At 66.1% G+C, this 17,541-nt stretch carries 21 protein-coding genes and 1 pseudogene; 6 read left to right on the plus strand and 16 right to left on the minus strand.

From position 1 onward, the window contains the following. Positions 1-240: 240 nt before the first annotated feature. Complete coding sequence (gene mihF / locus PKF00_RS10190; protein WP_271217172.1) at positions 241-549, minus strand: integration host factor, actinobacterial type; 309 nt, start codon at positions 547-549, stop codon at positions 241-243. Positions 550-708: 159 nt separating this feature from the next. On the opposite strand from mihF, the gene PKF00_RS10195 reads away from it, so the two are divergent. Both PKF00_RS10195 and PKF00_RS10200 read left to right on the plus strand, forming a co-directional pair. After that, positions 709-882 carry a hypothetical protein gene (locus PKF00_RS10195; protein ID WP_271217173.1) on the plus strand — a complete coding sequence of 58 codons (174 nt, stop codon included), beginning with the start codon at positions 709-711 and terminating at the stop codon, positions 880-882. Between the two features lie 421 nt (positions 883-1,303). Beyond that, positions 1,304-1,591 (plus strand): HU family DNA-binding protein, encoded by a 288-nt coding sequence (locus PKF00_RS10200; protein WP_271217174.1) that lies wholly within the window; start codon positions 1,304-1,306, stop codon positions 1,589-1,591. A 27-nt stretch (positions 1,592-1,618) separates the two neighbouring features. Here PKF00_RS10200 and PKF00_RS10205 read toward each other — a convergent pair whose 3' ends face one another. Then, on the minus strand, positions 1,619-2,302 hold the full coding sequence (locus PKF00_RS10205) for an ABC transporter ATP-binding protein (protein ID WP_271217175.1): 684 nt from the start codon (positions 2,300-2,302) through the stop codon (positions 1,619-1,621). A gap of 72 nt (positions 2,303-2,374) precedes the next feature. Here PKF00_RS10205 and PKF00_RS10210 point away from each other — a divergent pair, with 72 nt between their 5' ends. Then, positions 2,375-4,123: a recombinase family protein gene (locus PKF00_RS10210; RefSeq protein ID WP_271217176.1), complete on the plus strand. Its 1,749-nt coding sequence runs from the start codon at positions 2,375-2,377 to the stop codon at positions 4,121-4,123. Between the two features lie 714 nt (positions 4,124-4,837). Here PKF00_RS10210 and PKF00_RS10215 read toward each other — a convergent pair. The 8 genes from PKF00_RS10215 to PKF00_RS10250 all read right to left on the minus strand — a co-directional run bounded on the left by PKF00_RS10215 (position 4,838) and on the right by PKF00_RS10250 (position 10,524). Next, the gene (locus PKF00_RS10215; RefSeq protein ID WP_271217177.1) at positions 4,838-5,221 is read right to left on the minus strand and encodes a hypothetical protein; all 384 of its coding nucleotides are present in this window, start codon (positions 5,219-5,221) and stop codon (positions 4,838-4,840) included. A gap of 270 nt (positions 5,222-5,491) precedes the next feature. Continuing rightward, complete coding sequence (locus PKF00_RS10220; RefSeq protein ID WP_271217178.1) at positions 5,492-5,884, minus strand: hypothetical protein; 393 nt, start codon at positions 5,882-5,884, stop codon at positions 5,492-5,494. 47 nt (positions 5,885-5,931) lie between these two features. After that, complete coding sequence (locus PKF00_RS10225) at positions 5,932-6,324, minus strand: hypothetical protein (RefSeq protein WP_271217179.1); 393 nt, start codon at positions 6,322-6,324, stop codon at positions 5,932-5,934. Between the two features lie 52 nt (positions 6,325-6,376). Next, on the minus strand, positions 6,377-6,580 hold the full coding sequence (locus PKF00_RS10230) for a hypothetical protein (protein WP_271217180.1): 204 nt from the start codon (positions 6,578-6,580) through the stop codon (positions 6,377-6,379). Between the two features lie 41 nt (positions 6,581-6,621). After that, the gene (locus tag PKF00_RS10235) at positions 6,622-8,259 is read right to left on the minus strand and encodes a replication initiator (RefSeq protein ID WP_271217429.1); all 1,638 of its coding nucleotides are present in this window, start codon (positions 8,257-8,259) and stop codon (positions 6,622-6,624) included. A 2-nt stretch (positions 8,260-8,261) separates the two neighbouring features. Next, complete coding sequence (locus PKF00_RS10240) at positions 8,262-8,492, minus strand: hypothetical protein (protein ID WP_271217181.1); 231 nt, start codon at positions 8,490-8,492, stop codon at positions 8,262-8,264. Then, positions 8,489-9,928: an FtsK/SpoIIIE domain-containing protein gene (locus PKF00_RS10245; RefSeq protein ID WP_271217182.1), complete on the minus strand. Its 1,440-nt coding sequence runs from the start codon at positions 9,926-9,928 to the stop codon at positions 8,489-8,491. The genes PKF00_RS10240 and PKF00_RS10245 overlap by 4 nt, the downstream gene beginning before the upstream one ends. A 227-nt stretch (positions 9,929-10,155) precedes the next feature. Further along, the gene (locus PKF00_RS10250; protein ID WP_271217183.1) at positions 10,156-10,524 is read right to left on the minus strand and encodes a plasmid replication, integration and excision activator; all 369 of its coding nucleotides are present in this window, start codon (positions 10,522-10,524) and stop codon (positions 10,156-10,158) included. 364 nt (positions 10,525-10,888) lie between these two features. Here PKF00_RS10250 and PKF00_RS10255 point away from each other — a divergent pair, with 364 nt between their 5' ends. Then, positions 10,889-11,926, plus strand: a complete 1,038-nt coding sequence (locus PKF00_RS10255; protein ID WP_271217184.1) for a pentapeptide repeat-containing protein — start codon at positions 10,889-10,891, stop codon at positions 11,924-11,926. A gap of 323 nt (positions 11,927-12,249) precedes the next feature. Here the strand turns inward: PKF00_RS10255 and PKF00_RS10260 are convergent, their stop codons facing one another. From PKF00_RS10260 to PKF00_RS10280, 5 genes are all read right to left on the minus strand, one after another. Next, positions 12,250-12,807, minus strand: a complete 558-nt coding sequence (locus PKF00_RS10260) for a hypothetical protein (protein WP_271217185.1) — start codon at positions 12,805-12,807, stop codon at positions 12,250-12,252. 52 nt (positions 12,808-12,859) lie between these two features. Then, positions 12,860-13,348 (minus strand): hypothetical protein, encoded by a 489-nt coding sequence (locus PKF00_RS10265; RefSeq protein WP_271217186.1) that lies wholly within the window; start codon positions 13,346-13,348, stop codon positions 12,860-12,862. A 227-nt stretch (positions 13,349-13,575) separates the two neighbouring features. Continuing rightward, positions 13,576-14,139 (minus strand): hypothetical protein, encoded by a 564-nt coding sequence (locus PKF00_RS10270; protein ID WP_271217187.1) that lies wholly within the window; start codon positions 14,137-14,139, stop codon positions 13,576-13,578. Positions 14,140-14,400: 261 nt separating this feature from the next. Next, positions 14,401-14,700 carry a hypothetical protein gene (locus PKF00_RS10275; protein WP_271217188.1) on the minus strand — a complete coding sequence of 100 codons (300 nt, stop codon included), beginning with the start codon at positions 14,698-14,700 and terminating at the stop codon, positions 14,401-14,403. A gap of 150 nt (positions 14,701-14,850) precedes the next feature. Next, complete coding sequence (locus PKF00_RS10280) at positions 14,851-15,267, minus strand: ATP-binding protein (RefSeq protein ID WP_271217189.1); 417 nt, start codon at positions 15,265-15,267, stop codon at positions 14,851-14,853. 689 nt (positions 15,268-15,956) lie between these two features. On the opposite strand from PKF00_RS10280, the gene PKF00_RS10285 reads away from it, so the two are divergent. Both PKF00_RS10285 and PKF00_RS10290 read left to right on the plus strand, forming a co-directional pair. After that, on the plus strand, positions 15,957-16,793 hold the full coding sequence (locus PKF00_RS10285) for a helix-turn-helix domain-containing protein (RefSeq protein WP_271217190.1): 837 nt from the start codon (positions 15,957-15,959) through the stop codon (positions 16,791-16,793). Positions 16,794-16,816: 23 nt separating this feature from the next. Continuing rightward, the gene (locus PKF00_RS10290) at positions 16,817-17,005 is read left to right on the plus strand and encodes a DUF397 domain-containing protein (RefSeq protein ID WP_309298390.1); all 189 of its coding nucleotides are present in this window, start codon (positions 16,817-16,819) and stop codon (positions 17,003-17,005) included. 347 nt (positions 17,006-17,352) lie between these two features. Here PKF00_RS10290 and PKF00_RS10295 read toward each other — a convergent pair. Then, positions 17,353-17,493: pseudogene (locus tag PKF00_RS10295) on the minus strand (ABC transporter ATP-binding protein); the annotation flags it as partial. Between the last annotated feature and the right edge of the window lie 48 nt (positions 17,494-17,541).

The raw sequence follows: 17,541 nt of genomic DNA on the forward strand, positions 1-17,541 counted from the left end.
GCCCGGATGCTTCCAGGGCATGGGACCGCTCCCCGGGCGGGCTCGACCACCAGGTCGCGGGGTGAGGCCCCGCCGTACGGATCTCCCCTGAGTCCGTACGGCGGGGCTTTCGCCTTCGCCCCGTGGTCTCCCCGTTCGGCCCCGGTTCCCGCCCGGTCCGCCCGCGAGGACCCGGCTCCCGGGGCCCGGTTCGCGACGGCTCGGGTCAGCCCGTGGCGGCCCGGCCCGTGACGGCAGGGATCAGGCCGTGACCGCCTGGATCAGCTTGCGCCGCTGCTGCGTGCCCAGCCCGCCGAGGCGGCGGGTCTCGTCGACCTCGGCCTGCCGCATCAGCTGGGCAGCCTTGACGTTGCCGATCCCGGGCAGGGCGCGCAGCGCCTGCGACACCTTGATGCGCTTGGCGACCTCGTCGTCCCGGCCGAGCAACTGCTCGAGGCTTATCGACCCGGCCTTTACCTCGGCCAGAAGCCTGGCTCTGGCGACACGGGTCTCGGCGGCCTTGGCCAAGGCGGCTTGACGCTGTTCGGGGGTTAGCTTGGGCAGAGCCATCGATTTCTCCCTGACTACTTGGATTCTGGCGATCTGTTACCCGCAGCGCACCGCCTAATCATCGCCAGGGGTGGGGAAAATCACGCAGCTCGCAGGGACCATCACGATATGCCCGGTTGGTTACCCCGGCCTTACCTGACTGTTCGTAGCCTCGACAGCATGGGTGTGTGGCGAGGGCCGGACGGCATCGAGGTCGAGGCGATCGTGCTCAACGACCTGCCATGCCTGCGTGTGACCCGGCGGATCGGAGAGCGGCGGGTACTGCTGGCCTACTGCATGGACGTGCGCGAAGTCGGCGAACACGTCGACCTCGCCGAGCTCGTCGCGACCTGAGAGAGGCCCGGGAGAGCCGTCCGGACACGCCCCGAGGGGAGGGGCGCGGGAGCGGCTCGGAAAACGGCGGGCGCGGAGGCCGACCGTACGAGATGATCAAAGTCAGGGTCACAGCCACGTCCGATTTGGCATCGGTGTGAACTTTCGCGGTTCGTGGGACGTCCGAGTACTAGGAGGCCCGAATGGAAGTTCTGGACGGCCTCGTCGACGAAGACCTCCGGCTGGAGCTCATCCTCGTCGAGGCCCTGTACGGGGAAGCGGAACGACTGGCCGCCCAGTCCGACCGCTGAACGACACCGGATGCCTGTCGCCTCACGTGAGACGGCAGGCATTCCCCCGCCCACGCCCCGCCCCCCGACGTCCGCCCGCGGTGGGACGGGCGGACTCGATGAACCCCATGGAGATGGCGTTAACTGTCCTCATGAACAAGCGCGAGCTGATCGAGAAGGCCGCGGCCGAGGCGGGGCTCAGCCGGCGGCAGACCGCCGCGGCCCTGGAGGCGATCCTGGGGACCATCCAGACGGCGGTGGCGGCCGAGGACAAGGTCGCGATCCCCGGCTTCGGATCCTTCGAGATCGTCCATAAACCAGCACGGACCGGACGAAACCCTCAGACCGGTGAGCCCCTGGAGATCGCCGAGACCTGGACGGCCAGGTTCAAGCCGAGCCCGGGATTCATGGGCCTCATCCGCCAGCGCAAGAAGGACTGACCCCGCCCGGGGGCGTCCCGCGACCGCTCAGCCGCGCACGGCCCTGGCCGACCAGCGTCCGTCGTGCCGCTCCACCCGCAACGGCCTGCCGAAACAGTCGGAGAGGTTCTCCTCCGTCAGGATCTCGGCCACCGGCCCCGCCGCCCCGATGCGGGAGTCGCGCATCAGCAGGGCGTGGGTGGTGGTCGCCGGGACCTCCTCCAGGTGGTGGGTGACGGTGACCGTGGTCAGCGCGGGGCGGGTCTCCGCCAGCTCCTCGACCGCGGTGATCAAATCCTCGCGGGCGGGCAGATCGAGCCCGGCGAACGGCTCGTCCAGCAGCAGGACCACCGGCTCGGCCATCAACGCCCTCGCGACCCGGATCCTGGCCCGCTCCCCCTGGGAGCAGACCCGGAAAAGCCGGTCCGCGAGATCCTTGCAGCCCATGTCGGCCAGCAACCGGTGGGCGCGCTCGTGCTCGGCCTGCCCGTACCGGTCCCACAGCGGGGCGCTCGTCCCGGTGTGGCCGGTCAGGACGACCGTGTGCGCGGTCGCGCCCTCCTCCTCGAGCAGTTCCTCGTCGACGAGCCGCTGGCTGGCGGCGACCAGGCCGATGCGGCGGCGGAGCTCGCGAAGGTCGACACGGCCGAGCCGCTGACCGAGCACGGTGACCGCGCCGTCAGTCGGATGCCGTACGGCGGCCGCCAGCGAGAGCAGCGTGGTCTTGCCCATCCATGAGTTAACGCACTTCTTTTTCGTAGAATGGAGAAGCCAGGACAAAGCGGAGGGAAAGGGACGGTAACGATGGCAACCAGGACCAAGGCCCCCAGCAAAGCCAAGGTTGAGCAGCACGCACGTATCACGGTCATCAAGGAAGCGATGCTCAACGGCACCGCCATGTCGATCAATGGCGTGGCCGGACGATGGAACACCGCAGGCGATGTGTGGACCGCCGACGACCCTTCGGTGGGTAACACCTTGATCTTGGTTCGGATCTCGGACGCCGAAGAAGAGGAGGTCAACGGCGTAGCCCGGCAGATCGAGGACACATGCAACCTGACCGCTCGTCGTGGCGCGAGGGTCGGCATGATCCTCGTCGAGAACGACACCTCAGCGTTCAAGCGCCGCAAGATCAAGCTTCCCAACGGAGAGACCCAGCTCCGGACCGTACGCCCGAAGTTCCGGCTTGCTCTCAGGCTGCTTAGCGAGGGCAGATACCGCCGGTTCACGACCTACCACCTTGACCGCACGGTTCGTGATCCGAGGGACCTGGAAGACCTCATTGACGTGGTCGAGGGGTCGCGCCCACGCGTCGTCGCCGACTCGTTCACCGGCAGTCTGAGACTGGCCACCGACAGCGACATCACCTCCGCCCGAATCCATTGCGCCATAGCGAACCAGGCATCCCGCGACACCGTGCGCCGGGTCTCGCGCACCCGCAAGGAGCAGGCCCAAGAGGGACGCTTCGGAGGAGGCGGAAGACGCTACGGGTTCGAGCCCGACGGGATCACGCATCGCCCGCAGGAAGCCGATGCCATCGCCCGATACCATGCCATCGCGCTCACGGGTGTTTCGGTCAAGGAGATCACCCGCGACATGAAGAGGGAAGGTCTGCTCACCGCCACCGGCAAGCAGTGGTCTTCGCAGTTGGTACGCGAGATGTTGCTACGCCCCTGTATCGCGGGGCTCAGCGTGCATCGCCCTGAGATCCCTCTGGATCTTCCCCACGATGAAGACTATGACGAGCAGGAGAGGGAAGATCAGGAAGTTGCCGCCCTCAGACCCTCGCACTACACGCCTGAGGATGTCGTGGGTACTCTGCCCGGCGATCCAATCGTCTTCCCGGAAGACTATTGGCGTCTGGTGAACATGTGGACCGACCCCGACCGCCGCAGCAACCAGGCGGGCAACACGCCGAAGTCACTCGGGTCATGCATCTACCGGTGTCCGTGTGGGGGAACAGTGACCCCGAAGAACAAGAAGTGGAAGCGCAAGGACCCCAAGACCGGCGAGTACACCATACCCGTGGTCGAGAAGGGCTACCGGTGCTATGAACCCGGGAAGGGACACGTCACGTGTCCCGCTGCGGAACTTGACGCGTTGGTGATCGCAACGATCAAAGAGCTGATCCGCATCTCTGACCCTGCCGACATCATCGGCCGCCCCGCCACCGCAGGAGCCGACATCCCCGCCCTCCGCGCGGAAATGGCGATGCACGAGGCACGGCTACGGGAGATCAGCGCCGACCGCGAAGCCGACCTCATCAGCAGGGCACAGATGCTCGACATGACCGCCAAGCGCCGCAAGAAGATGGAGGAGACGAAAGCCAAGCTTGATCAGGCACTTGAGAACGTCCACCCCGCCGCGAAACTGATCGACGCGAAAGACATCGACGCCGCATGGGATGACCTCACCCTTGGTGAACAGCGTGAGATATGCCGCCGCATGCTGGTAGTGACCATCCACCCCCTCGGACGGGGAAGGCGGGTGCCCGTCCGAGAGCGAGTCACCATCACCAAGCGTCACCGTGACGCGCAGGACTCCGCCGCCTGACCCGGAAACGACTACTGCCCCGGCGGGATGTCCGGGGCAGTAGTCATGCTCTGAACCTCAGCGATGATTCTTGAAGACCAGCGCAAGGTAATCGCGTTCCTCGTCGGCTAGCGGCCCCAACTCCGCCGCTGTCCGCTTGATCCACTCGTGATCATCGTCCGTCAGACGATAGCCGGACGATGATCGACCATCCGCCCCACGACCAGGTAACCCCCCGGGTTCCGTCCCGCGCCCCCTTCCCAGCCGACTGCACACCGTAACACCCGCCGTCCCTGTGACCACGCACAGTAGCCACTGGGGTTCCGTGCTGCCCGCTCCCCGTACCCCACCCACCCGCCCAACCCCCGACGGCTGAGGACCACGCGCCCCTGCCCCTCACCCCGAACCCCTTGACATGCACGCCACCTCGCCATGTCCAGGTCGTCGCGTGATGCGGGAAGTACTTGAGCACCTCGACCATGTCCGCCCCGCCGTGCCGTGAGCGCTGTGCCCATTGCGACACCTGCGGCCGCGTCCCGATGTGCGTCTGTGCGACCACCTCACCCGCCGTCGTGATGGTCACGTAGTACGGCCCCACCACGAACCCGCCCTGACGCTCCTGGTCGATCCACGCCATATCACCGGCCGCGCACCGAGCCTCCACATACCGCACCTGCTCCCGCCTCACCCGCCCCCGCCACCAGCTGACCGGTTCCCGCCGCACCACTCATGCCCCTACCCCCCGCCGTAGTCAAACCGCGTGATCTTGGTGCGCCGCCGTACCCCGTCCGTCCACACCCACGTCGTCACCTGGCCCTCCCAATCCCGCAGCGACACATACACCCGCTTGGCTTGCCGAGACTCCTCCCGCGCCCACGCCTCAACCTCCGCCGCCGACATGTCCACCGCTTGTGCCGCCACCCCCTTCCACCCGAGATCCACCCCGACCACGTATCCCACCTCCCGCCGCCCGGCAGAGAGCCGCCGCTCAGCCGCCAGCCACCGCTTAACTCCGCCCGGCTCGCCGAGCTTGTGACGCATCACCACCAGCCCCACCATCAGCGCCAGCGCCCCCGCCACCAGCGCCGCCAGGACCAACGACCCATCGGCCTCACCCATCCCGCCGCCTCTCCGGACCATTCACCGCAGGCACTTGACAGCCTCCCGTCCGTGTACTCATAAAGATCAACTTTCCGTCGCGGCGCCGCCGGCTGAACTGGCCCTGAAGGGGCCGCCCCTTCGGGGTGACCTGCGGTCATTCGACCGGCGGAGCCGCTACCTCACCCATGACCGCCCGTAGCGCGCAGGCTCAGCACCGACCCCAGGTTCGCGGTGCGTAACCATGCCGCCCTTGTCTGCTTCTCTGTGCTTTCTCTCGCCCCTTGCGCCCTACGCCTCCCGCGACACCCGCCCCCGCAGATAGACCCGCGTGGACAGCACCTGACCATCCGACGACGTCAGGGACGCATACATCTCCCGCCCCGACCGAGACTCCTCCCGCGCCAGCACATCCGCCGCACTCGCAGACAGCCGCGTCTGACTCACCAGGCCCTGACCGGATTCGATGAACCCCACGATGTACCGGTCACGATGGTCGGCCCCGACGAACCCACCCCGCGCCGCACCCTGTGCCGCCTTCAGCCATATCCGCAGACGCCGCCTCGCGAAGGCGTAATGCACGGTGAGCCCCACCGCCAAGGAGGCGACCATGTAGGAGATCACCTGGCCCAGCCCGAACCCCGACGACCGCGCCGCCATGACCCCCGCCTCAACCCAACCCATGCCGCTCCTCTTCTCCTTCGGTTTGATCGCTGACAGACCGTGCCGCGCTACTTGCCGTCGTAAGGCTCATCACGGGGACGCAGCAGCCCCGCCAGCACATCACCGCCCTTGTTGCGGTCGGTGACCTTGCGCGCCTGCACCCCGTCCGCCCAGATCCACGCGGTGACTTCGCCTCCAGGCTTCGCCCGCATCACATACACCTCTTTCACCCGAGGCGACAGCGACCGTTCCACCGCCCACTGCTCCACCTGCGGCCACGTCGTGGAGACCTGCTCCGTCTGGAAACCGTCTCCCTCCACCGCAGCGCCGATCGTGTACGTCTCCACCGGCCACGCCGTCTCGTCCTCCGGACGCGCCCCCCGCCAGATGGGCACCTGCCACAGCAGCCCGCCCAGCAGCAGCACCGCCACGACCCCGACCCCGATCACGAACCCGACCATGAATGCCTCCCAACCTCGCTTGTTCTTCCGGCTGTGCTCCCGAGCGCAGCCCTTACAACCACGGCTTGTGCTGATAGCTGTTGGTGCGCAGGCCCCGTTCCGCTTCGGCCCGCGCCTCCTGCCGTCGAAGCTCCTTGACCGCCGCACGTGGCCGTAGATCGTGCCGGTGCCGCCACCAGTGCACTACGTTGATCACCGCTGACAGCGTCGGCAGGAACAGCACCACCGCCAGCAACACCAGATCTCCCGTGGCCACGTCTCTCCTTGTCTTCTCGTCTCGTTGGCCCTGATCAGCGCTTATGCACACACCCGCACCCCCAGCCCGAGCCCGTCACCCCCCGCTGCATCGGCCCGCGCCCGCAGCCGTTCCAGCTCAGCCCGCCACCGCTGCTTACGCGCCACCTCCCGCAGCAGCCGCAGCGCAGCAGACCCCGCCTCCGGATCACCCGCCGCCACCCGCAGCCACACGAACCGACACGAATCGGCCGCCCCTTCGTCCAGGCCCAGCGCCTCCAGCACCCAGGCCCGGCGATCCCGCTTGTGCTCGCCCATGGTCCGCCCCGACCACTTACGCGACACCAGCACCCGCCGCCCCGCATAGCCCAGATGCTCCGCCCGATGCGCCTTCGACCGGCACCGGCCCGGCACCATCCCCGACTTGGCCCCCTTCGGCTGCACCCCGTACCGCAGCCAGTTCGCACACCCCGGCGAGCACGGCTCAAACCGCAGCGCCTCCACCAGGCGCGCCGCATGCGCCCGACGCCCCGCGTTCGCCCGAGGTCCGGCGTCGTCGCCCAAGTCCTCACCCAGGCTCTTGGTCAGGTACTTCGTCAGGTACCTCACCCGCTGGTCAGCATCCCGACTGCCCACCAAGACCCCTTGCGCGTCGAACTGCACGCCGAAGCGCACCACATGAAGGGGATCGGCCTCCTGGTCGGCGTCCAGCCGGTCAAGCGCCTCATCCCAGGTCGGCAGCACCTCACCCGTGTCGGAATCGACGTATCCGCCGATCTCCGCCGACCACACCGGCAGTCGATCCCCCTCGAAGCGGACCTCATCGACCGCAGGCCACCACACCTGGTGATAGGTGGCCGCCACGATCTGACGCAGTTCCGCCCGGGGCAGCGTCCCGCGAATGGCGATGTGCAGATGTGGAGCCAGCCGCCTTTGCGGCTCGACACTGGCGAAGTACTGCACATCGAAGCCCGCCACCCGGCGAAGGTTCTGCACGAACCTGTCGATCAGCTTCGAGAAGTGCAGCGCATCCCGCGCCGCCCGCCGATAGTCATAGCCGCCCGGATCGACCGGCACCCCGTCACGCACCCGCCCATACGACGGCAGCGTGAGCGTGACGAACATCGACGGCCGAAACACCTTGCCGTCCGAGCCCGTGAAGGTGCGCCCAAGCGTGGTGTCACACCGCAGCCGCCGAGGAAGATCCGGCGCATCCTGCCGCCGCCGCGTGGAGCGCACCCGCCCCCCGCCCGACCGGCCCGCCACCGCCCCGACCATCCCCGCCGCCTGAATCTCCCGATCCACCGCGTCAATCACCGCGTCCAGCTCAGCCGTGTCGACGCCCGCGTGCACCGCCTCATCCCGCTGAAGCTCCAAATGCGCCCGCGCCTCGATGAGTGAGCGTTGATGCTCGCTCGCCTCAGCAGGCGCGACCGGTTCGGCCTCCAGATGCCAGCCCTCCCGGCACTGCGCCCGCCGCACCTGACGCCCCCGCTTGGCACACGGGGGACACTTGCTCTCCAGCGTCGCCCCGCACGGCACCGACACCACCTCAGCCACCCCGGTGAGGGAGTCCACCCGCCGATACGGGATCGGCCGAATGCACACCCCGTTCGTGATCGCGACCTGTTCGGCGACCTCGCGGGTCAGGAGCCGCGCACCCCGCACGGCCCGCAGCTCCCGCCCCACCTCCTCACCCAGGGTCAAGCAGCCCCCCACCCTTCGCCGTCCGCGCCGTCGACGTCCCACCCCTCGAACTCCGCGCCGTCCAGGTCCGCCCCGTCGAGATCCGCGTCCGCGCTGTCATCGCCCGCCAGAGCCCGCGCCCCGCAGGCCCGGCACTCGATCAGGCCCCGCATGACGTCCTGCCAGAGCTGATCGATCTCACCGCAGACCGCGCAGGTCAGCCCATAGAGCACCACCGAGAGAGTCAACGCACCTCACTTGCCATCGCCGTCGAGTACTTGAGAACCATCTGCCGAATGTCGTCGTCGCTGACGTAGGCCGCCCGCACCCGGATCGGGTCGGGACGGTTCTCCAGCCGGACATAGGCCACGCCCGCGCCCACGCTCTTGTCAGTGGGATGACGCGGGATCTGATCGGCCAGCGCGCCCCGGTCCCGCGCCCCGTCCCCAAGCACCATGTCGACCTGTCCCGGCTCATCCAGCCGCAACGCGACCTTGTCCGGGAACAGGTGCCGGATACTCAGCACCTCTTTCCGAGGATCTTGCAGCGCCGCCATGACGCCGATCCCCACCGCGCGCCCCTGCGTGGTCAACGTCGCCAGCGCCGCCCCAATCCGCGCCTTGAGCCCCTTGTCCGCCTGGTAGGCGGTCAAGAACGCGATCTCATCCACCACGACCAGGACGAACGGATCCTGTGTGGTCGGCACGTGCGAGCGCCGGACCCCGGCGTATCGGTCGGCTCGCTCGTGCATCACCGCGACCGCTTCTTCCAGCAGATCCGCGCACTCGTCCGGCGTGGACGCGTACCGATCGAACAGCGCCCGCCCGAAGGACAACTCCATCCGCTTGGGATCCAGCCCCCACAGCCGCACCAGGCCCACCCGCCGCGCAGGCAGCAGCCCCCGGATCACCGACCACAGCCACGAGCCCTTACCCGCCCCGGTCGCCCCCGCGATCAACACGTGGGTCCCGTGCACCTGGAGCCGGTACGGCCTGCCGTCCTCACCTATCCCGACGTCGACCGTGGTGACGGTCGGAGCATCGGGATACGGCCGCGCAGGCACCACCCGCGCCAGCGCATCCCGCCGAGGAAAGGTCAGGGTCACCCACCCCGGACGCGGCGAGAAGACCCGGCAGCTCACCGCACCGAACCCGTTACTCAGGCCCGCTTGCGCCTCCGCGAACTGCTGATCGGCCTGCCCGGCCAGCATCTTGACCGTGAGCCGGTCGGTGTTCCGGTCGCACCGGACCCGCACCAGCTCAGGCGCATACCCCCGCCCGCCCAGCGTCACCCCGAGCCCGGAAACCGCCATCACGGCCCGCCACCGCCACCGGTACACCCACACCAGCCGCCACCAGGCCAGCGCAGGCCACACCAGCACCCGCACCGCAGCCGCAGGCCACAGCGCAGCCCAGGAGGAGACCGCCCCCGCAGCCACCCCCCACCCCATCACCGTGATCCGCCACCCCACCAGGTAGCAGCCCACCCCGCTCACCGCCACCAGCGCGCACGCCACCGGATGACGCCACACCGTCCGCGCCAGAGCGGCCAACGCCCGCCACAGCCACACCACCAGCGTGATCACGGCAGGCGTCTTGATCACCGTCGGCGCGAACACCACCGACGTATCCGGCGTCGTCGACACCACGCTTTGCACCTCTGCGCCCGGCATCCTGCGCAGCACCAAAAACCTCCCCGTCCCCGTGAATTGGCCCGAAAATTGGTATGCGGTCGCCCGCCCCGAAAATGCGCCGTAGAAAAGAAGGCGGAGCCGCCGATGCAAAGGCCGCCGGAATGCGTAATCCCGGCAGCCCACACGCCACGGTCACCGTCTACAGAGACGCCGCCCCTCAGCCAGCCAGCGCACGCCCCACACGCGCGCCCGGCAGCGACAATCCCTTAATTACTCGTTCATTCGCCGTTGAACGGCATCTTGCCCTTACCCGCTCCCGCCGCACCAGCGGACGGAACCACCCCACGCAGTCCCGACGCCCGATACGAGTAGGCCAGACGAACCCGGTCCCCAGACCCGTTGATCCACGGAACCACCGCCAGCCCTTCGAAGACCACCGGGACCATGCTCAACCCGAGCGCCTCCAGAGCAGGCGGAACCGGAGGAACCACCGGCTCATCCACCGCGATGATCTTCACGGCCAGCGACTTCGCAGCCACCTTGACGGACGGATCACCGTCCATCACCGGCACCTGCCACACCGGCAACCCCGTCGTCTTGTCCCGCGCCGGAACCTGCCGATCCGGCGTACTCGCCTCGAAATCCATGACCTGACTTACTTCCCCCGTGACGTAACAGCCATGAGGGAACACGTGCTCATGAGCAACAGGGATCGGTCCCTGTAGTGCCAACGAACCTCCTTGGTCGGCGGGTTGTTTATGGTACCGGTTAAACGAGCGAATGGCACGTAAAGTTCCCGTCCAAATCAAAAAGAGGCACCCTTACAAGAATTAGTGACTTCTCTGTAGAAGTTCTTGTTATGTCATTGTTGACATAGCCGGATCACGGCCACCCTCAAGGCCGCCACTCGCGGTGCGCCACCCCTGCAACAACCTCACACTGCTCAACTGTGAATACAACGGGTTAACCGATTCCTATGACGAGCAATCACCCGATCTCTACCGTTGGACCGTGCCCAACTCTCGCCCGCAGCGCCGAGTCACCCGCACCTTCCGCAACCTGTCCCGACGCTCACCCGCCCCCAAGAACAGCGAGCCGCCGCCCGCACCACCCCGGCCGCGCGCCGCCTCATGGATTGGCCGCCTTCTGCGCCGCCGCCCACCAGTCGACCGACCCGCCCACGCCGAACTCGATGCCCTGACCGCCAAGGAACGCCAAGAGCTGTGGGACGCCCATCGCCAACGCCCCTTCCAGGCAATCACCTCACTGATCACCTCAGCCGGTGTACTGCTGGGCGTCGCGTTCACTGCCTACGGCCTCAGCTACACCGCCCAGACCCTCAGCGCGGCCCAGGAAGGGCAGCTCACCGATCGCTACACCAAAGCCGTCGAACAACTCGCCTCCGAGGCCGTTGACGTACGACTCGGTGCCATCTACGCCCTGCAACGCCTCGCCACCGACTCCCCCCGCGACCGCATCACCATCCGCAACCTTCTCGCCGCCTTCGTCCGCAACCACGACCTCTGCTCCCCCAAACCGCCCCCAAAACAATGCGGCACCAAAACCAAGCATCTTGGTACGGTTCGCATAACGACGGACGTCTACGCCGCCCTCACCATCGCCCAAACACTGACCACTTCCAAAGATGAGTTCCTCGACTTATCCGAGACACGTTTCCCCCACGCGGACCTGAACTTTGTGGACCTGACCCGCGCGAACCTGCTCGACGCAGACCTGACTAGCGCAAGCCTGGTGGACGCGCGCCTGACCCGCGCACACTTGTCCGTCGCAGACCTGACCCACGCATACTTACGCAACGCGGACCTGCGCGATGCGAACCTGGTCAACGCGGACCTGATCGATGTGGACCTGGAGAAGGCGAACCTGACCAAGGCGGACCTGTTCCTCGCGAACCTGACGGGCGCGAACCTGAGCGGCGCAAACCTGACGGGCGCGAACCTGAGCGGCGCGAACCTGACCGATGTCACAGGGATGACTGCAGACGAGATCCGGAAGGCGGCCATCACCGATGCCACCACAAAATTCTGACCATCACCGATACGCCGCGTATCCATGCGAAGCATGTACGGCCGGATTGCCGAATTGTTCTTATAAAGGTCAAGGGGCGGCAGCGCTCCGCGCCGCCACCCGGCGCGGCACGCCCGCCCGCACCGGCCCGGCATCGGGACCGGGCATGCGGCCTGACGGCCGGTCCCGGCCCGCGCCGCCCGGCACGAACGCGCGGACCACGCCGCCCGCCGCACCGTCCGCCGCCGCCTTACCTCGACTCGCCGCCCGTGGTACGCGCCGCCGCCCCAGACACGACGAAGCCCCGCCACCTCCAAGGCGACGAGGCTCCAGTTGCCGAAAAACTATCCCCCAGAGGAGGGATCGAGAAAGGAAGGGTCGAGAACATCAGGCGTGGGAGGAGCCGTGCCGTTCTCCCAGATGCAGTCGGACAACCCCCCGAGGACGTTCAACTTCTCCACTCCCGGAGGAGAGTAATAGTTGATGTGCAGCCAGTAATTACCCAACCGCTCAAACTTGATCTCGACACCGTCCCTCGCGCCGTCCCCTCGGATATACCACTCCACTCGCACCCCTGGCCGCCCCTGCCAGTACGCCGCCACATCGGCTAGATACTTTCGCGCCTTCTTCTCCCCGACGCTCTCTGTCAGATACTCCACACCCGGCGTGATCTGCCCCGTGCCTCCCGAATCAAGGAAGTACTCACACGACGTGGTGAGGAGCGGACGGACAAGGGTGAACGGCGAAGGAACGGGCACCGCGCGAAACGTCTCCTGCAAGTAGCCGTCTATCACCGTCATGGCCTCCTTCTTCGTGATGGACGGCCCCGGCGTGACAGCACACCCCGACCCCAGCAGCACCAAGGCCACAGCAGCCCCCGCCCCCCAGCGACTTCCGATCATGCGCTCCTTTCCATGCCCGAGTGCGTACGCGCTGAATGCCCTCCATCCTGGCTCAGCGAGCCTCAGCCGGTGCGGTTCCTTTCGGCCAGATGCACTCATTAAGCACCCCGCGTATCTCCACCCGACGCGCAGCCGGGTAATAAGCCACGGCCAGCCGGTAATGATCACGAAGATGGATCACCGTGCTGTTTTCCATTCGTTCGATTCCCGCCCCCGCTGACTGCCAGTACGCCACCGTCGCAGCCGCGAAGCGCCGCACTTCCCACCGCCGCAGACCGATCGTGGAAGCCCGGTAGAACACGCTCGGCTCTACCTGTCCGCCGAACCCAGCCGCCGCGCAACCTTCCCCGCGACCATCACGCACACGGGAGAACCGCAACGGCGAGTACACCATCCGCAGCGTCTCCCGCACATAGCTGTCTATTCGCTCACCCGCCACCCGCTCACTGATCGTCGTAGCAGGAGCCGACGCGCACCCCGCGACCACCAGGAGCACACCCACCGCAGCCGTCCACCATGCGCACGTCATCAGCCAACGCAACTCAAGATCCTTTTTGTGTCCGCGGGGCTCAGCAAGATCACTTTCCGTCGCGGCGCCGCCGGCTGAACTGGCCCTGAACGGGCCGCCCCTTCGGGGTGACCTACGGTCATTCGGCAGGCAGAGCCGCTACCGCACCCATGACCGCCCGTAGCGCAGGGGCGCTGTACCCAGCGCACGCCACCGAGCCCAAGTTCGTCGGTACGCGACCGACTTGCTCTGACCGCGCCTCATCCCTGCTCATTCCTTCTGTAGTCACGGCAGGCCTTACACGCACATCGAGCGGAGACATAACCCAGCCGCCCGCCATGAGGAACGGCGGGATCGCGCACCAAGGCCAACGCGCCGTCCAGCAGACGCTCCCATTCCGCATCTCGCTCGGTACGCCTCACCATCCGCAGGTACGAGGTGCCCTCTTGCTTCGCTACGACGTCGAGAGCATCACGACTCCACACCCCCCGCTCCAGGATCACGGCGATGATCCGGAGCCGACAGGCGACATCGTCAAGGGGAGACGGCCCACGGCCAGCCCTCTTGCAGGGTTCCTTACGACACAGGTATCTCCTGTACGCAAGCGCCGTCCCGCACCACTTACCCGGGCACGGGAGAGGCACTAGCGGCCTAAGCCGTCTGTTCGACGCAGCGACGATCTCAGCGTCGAACGCCGAGTCCCGCAGGCGGCTCGCATACAGCGCAGCCAGCCCCACCGACAGCTCACGGACCACCGCTTGCAAGGTCAGGCCACGCGCGACCAAGGCCACGGCACGCGCCTTGAGATCATCGTCGAAAACCACCGGTCTCATCGAGACCTCTACGAGCAGCCAGACGACGGAAGCGGGATCTCCACACCACACAGGCACGCCTGACACTCACAGGTGCAACCGTCCCGACAGCTGCACCGGCTAACCTGACGGCTCGTGCAGCAGATACGTCCTTCTTGCATCGACACTCCATGTTGGTTTTGAGGCACGGTGAAGGCAGGCACCGCGCCAGGGAAAGGAGGAGGTGCGACGACGTGAAAGGAAAGGTTTCGCCGTCGCACCGGAACCGATGGGTCAATTGCCCCTTGTGGAGCGCCACACGGCCGCAAAAACCTCCGCGACCTGCATCAACACTGTCGCTGCCCTATGTATCGCCGCGTCCCGAGACGTGTAGCCGCGTTCCTGCCCTATCAAGCCCTTTGGGCCGGGAAGATTGATGACAAGTGTCCAGCAGCGCTGACAGTGGAAGTCCCGTTCGGCCTTCAAAGTGAAGCAGCGTAGACCGTCGACATATCCGTACTCGTACCCGCTCGCTGCCGAAGGCCGCCAAGCGATGACGTCAGCGGCAGCGGCGTCGCCGGATTCGATCACCACGTGTCCTTACGCCACGGACGCCAGCCCTTACGCCAGTCCCGCACCAGCGATTCCGCCGCCAAGTACCCGACGCCCAGCAGAATCAGCACTGTCAGGTGATTGCCTAGCGTCTGCGCCGTACCGAACAGGTGCGCCCCTTCTACCTTGATCTCACACCTCCTCGATTGATCTTGATGCAACGATCTGCATCCACACCGCCGACCGCCCTCTTTCCACGGGACGGAATCCCCAGCTCTCGGCGATCTCATCGACCAGCCACAGCCCACGCCCTCCCAGCGAGTCGTCAGCCGGACGACGCGGCACCGGCACACCAGGTGACCCGTCGTCGATGACCTCGATGCACACCATCGAGGGATCAGTCTCGGTAACTTCCACCGTCACCACACCGCCCGGCTTACCCGAATCGGTATGCGCAACCGCATTGGTTACGGCCTCGCTGACCAGCAGCACCGCGTCATCAACCTCGATGTAACCGGCTTTCATGAGCAGGTCGGCCACATACCGACGTGCCGTGGAAACGGAGCACTCCAGCCCCGGCAGGCTGATGACACCGAGCGTGCCCGTCACAGCGCCACCTGCCGGATGCGAAGCGCCGCGTACTCATCCAAGGCGTGGACCCACTGATCCGGCCCGCGTCCCCAGGTGAAGACCCACTTCCGGTCACGCTTCGTCGCTGCGATCCGCAGCGGTCCCGATGCTTGCTGCACTATCAGGGCAGGCTCCCGCGCTTGCGGAAGATTGACACTGATCGTGAGGCCTAGGTCCCGCAGGTCCCAGGCAAGGCGCATCAGATGGATGAACTGACGCTGTGGATCAGTTCCAGCTTCATATGGGATAGCTCTAGGCTTATCCATGGTTCGCACCTCCAGCGTGCGGCCATGGTTCGGCCAGCGGTCGCACGTCTGGCCGAACCCTTTTTGCTTTAGTGATCACTTCGTGGTCAAAGCGCTACATGACGACGGCTCATATCCGCACCTGAAGGCTTAGCCGGTCTGTGGTCTGAGCGCTCCCCTGTCATCGCGGAGGACGCAAAAGGATTCGGCTGTCATGTTGAGCTGCCTCCGTGTGCGGATAATGTCCGCTTTGTACTCCTCCCTCTGGACCTTGCTCGATGTACGCCTAGAATGCCGATAAAGAGGCCGGTAGAGCACCGGTAACAGCTCGACAAGCTTCGACTTAAACCGTCTCCTGCTGTAGAGACATGTCATTGAGCTGTCTGTGCTTGTCGATGGCTCATCAAGACACGGAGGGCGAGTATGGCGAAAAGTCCCGAGTCGCGCATGTCTGCAAGTGAGCGCTTCGGCCGCGAGTTGGCACGTCATCGCAGAGAAGCGGGCTTATCGCAAGCCCGGCTTGCTGAGCGTTTAGGGTGCTCACCATCCCTTGTGGGACACATCGAAACGGGGGACCGTAACCCACAAATCGACTTTGCCGAAACATGTGATCGTATCTTTGACCTTTCCGACAAGCAGCATTTCGTTCGGCTGTGTCGACGAATCAGTGAATCTCCCTTCGGGCCGCAATGGTTCTTACGGTGGGTGGAGGAGATCGAACCTCAGGCAACAGGACTGCGAACGTGGGACCCTCTGCTGGTCCCCGGACTTCTCCAGACAGAGGCATACGCTCGGGCGATTTTCCGTGGTCACCTTGCGATGTCCGAAAGGGAAGTTGAGAAGCAGGTCAGCGCGCGCATGCAACGAAGGCTGATCCTGGACAGGGAAGACCCCCCGGCCCTGTGGGTTTTGATAGATGAATGGGTGCTTCACCGCCCCATAGGAGGGGCAGCGGTGATGCAAGAGCAGGCGGAGCATCTATCGACGGTCGCCAGCCGTCGTCACGTAACTGTGCAACTTGTTCCCCACAACACCCCATGCACAGAGGGCCTGATGTCAGGGTTCGCGATCGCAGAACTGGCAGATGCGCCGATCACCGTATCTGTGGAGTCGGCGGCGACAGGCGAAGTGTCAGCGGAACCCGAGGTGGTCTCTGTGATCATGGGGCGTTATGACAGGATACGGACAGAGGCGTATCGTCCGGCTGAATCCCTCGACAAGATCAAGGAAGCGGTAGCCCGATGGACTCAAACGACCTGACCTCAGTAGATCTCGCCCAGGCCATGTGGAGAAGAAGTTCCCTTAGTGGCAACAGCGGCGGGAACTGCGTTGAGGTTGCCAACAACCTTTCTGGTGTTGTTGCCGTCCGAGACAGCAAGAACCCCCACGGCCCCGCGCTCGTTTTTGCTCCGGGGCAGTGGAGGAGCTTCGTAGACGGCATCAAGCGCGGCGAACTCGCTAAGCTGATTTAACAGCTTGATTGCCTCCGGCGGGGGATCGGGCTCCGGGATGGTCGTCAGAGCCAAGTGCCGGGAAGTAGGTGGCTGAGGTAGGAGCCTGGTCATCCCGTCTACCGCGTCCCAGGCAAAGCCCAGCAGACCGAAGACTGCGGGTCAAACTCGTCTGTGACCGTCGGCATCTAATGATCGAGGAATGTCACCGGCTAAGGGACGCGCAAGACGAGCTTGCCCCTCCGTCGTCGGCCCGCTGTCCTCCGGATGGGACGCGGCAGACGGGATGACCAGGCGGGGGAGACGCGCGGGACTGCGACAGTAGAAGCGTCTACAGCGCAAAAGAAGTGTCACAATCCCACAACGGGCTTACCCGCCCCGTTCGGACCGAGCACCACCCAGTGCTCGCCGTACCCGACCCGCCAGTCGACGTCGGCCAGCAGCGTCCGGCCGACCACACGGACACCGACACCGTTCAGCTCCACCGCACCGGGCGCGAGCTCGCCCATAGGTCCCCCTCCGACTCGACACGCGCCGATCACCCTAACGGAAGGCCG

The organism is Streptosporangium carneum (assembly GCF_027922005.1).
GTDB classification, from domain to species: domain Bacteria; phylum Actinomycetota; class Actinomycetes; order Streptosporangiales; family Streptosporangiaceae; genus Streptosporangium; species Streptosporangium carneum.